The following is an 820-nucleotide window of genomic DNA, read 5'->3' as shown; positions in this document are numbered from 1 at the left end:
AAAGTCATACCGCAGTGATGGTGAACTGCTGGAATGAAAAGTTAGAGGTAGTCGTCATTGAAAACAAGCCCAGTGAATTTAAAAAGCTGGCAGAAAAGGTAAACAGAAAATCCAATCATTTTGGGCTTGAACCCATTTATGGATTGGAGAATGCATACGGCTACGGCAGAAGTTTAGCTGTCTGGCTGATTGAAAAGGGTTACATTGTAAAAGACATTAATCCTGCCCTGGCTTATGACCAGAGAAAAAGTGCACCTATGCTCCGTAAAAATGATGAGCATGATGCGTATTGTGTTGCAACGGTTCTTATTAACCAGTTGCATACTTTGCCGGACGCAAAGCCAAAAGATAATGAATGGACGTTGTCACAACTGGTAAATCGGAGAGATTTACTGGTAAAAGACGGAATCCGGTTTAAGAACGGACTTCATGAACAAATATCCATGGCATATCCCAGTTACAGTAAATTCTTCAGCGAGATAGATGGGAAATGTGCCATGTACTTTTGGAAGACCTACCCATCCCCTGTTCATTTGCAGGCAAAGACAGCAGAAGAACTAACAATCGAATTTAAGGAAATATCCCGTATTGCCCAGAAAGATAAAGCGGAGTTGATTCTGGATTGCGTTCAGAATGATGGAAATACCTTTCGGGAATATCAGGAATCCAGAGATTTTATCACAACGAGTTTAGTAAGGGATTTGGAACATCAAAAAGAAGAATTAGCAGGGCTTGATCAGGAAATCGAGAAGATCCTGCTTAGTTTTGATTATAAACTGACCAGTATGCCTGGTATAGGGACGTCGGTAGCCAGTAAGCT

General features: G+C 41.1%; 1 protein-coding gene. It reads left to right on the top strand.

The window, feature by feature from the left end:
* Positions 1 to 820 (top strand): IS110 family transposase (locus tag CRO04_RS25755; RefSeq protein ID WP_242974662.1); only part of this gene is annotated, 820 nt, incomplete at both ends.

It is taken from the genome of Lacrimispora amygdalina (assembly GCF_900205965.1).
Lineage (GTDB): Bacteria > Bacillota > Clostridia > Lachnospirales > Lachnospiraceae > Lacrimispora > Lacrimispora amygdalina_A.
The sequence above is the reverse complement of the archived record's forward strand: the minus strand, read 5'-3'. Positions and strand labels throughout refer to the sequence as shown.